The sequence below is a fragment of the Pseudoalteromonas sp. PPB1 genome (genome assembly GCF_015356275.1).
Lineage (GTDB): Bacteria > Pseudomonadota > Gammaproteobacteria > Enterobacterales > Alteromonadaceae > Pseudoalteromonas > Pseudoalteromonas rubra_D.
This window is the reverse complement of the sequence record NZ_JACEQV010000112.1, coordinates 1-260: the sequence shown is the minus strand read 5'-3', so window position 1 is coordinate 260 and position 260 is coordinate 1. Positions and strand designations below refer to the sequence as shown.

The following is a 260-nucleotide window of genomic DNA, read 5'->3' as shown; positions in this document are numbered from 1 at the left end:
ATGAAGCAATCATCTGTGTGGGCACTCGTACAGATTGAGTTCTAACAGCGGATTTCAGTTTTACTGAATGACGCACAAAAATTTAGAGTCTCAACTGAACTGAGTGACTATAACAGTCAATTCGATTCGAAAGAATCAAAATCAGAATTCATTGAGCATGGTTTGAAGTTTACTTCAAACAAAAAACTTTTAATTGAAGAGTTTGATCATGGCTCAGATTGAACGCTGGCGGCAGGCCTAACACATGCAAGTCGAGCGGT

General features: G+C 39.2%; 1 rRNA gene. It reads left to right on the top strand.

Annotated elements, in window-relative coordinates:
• Positions 1-190: 190 nt before the first annotated feature.
• Positions 191-260: ribosomal RNA gene (locus IY568_RS24545) — 16S ribosomal RNA — on the top strand; the annotation flags it as partial.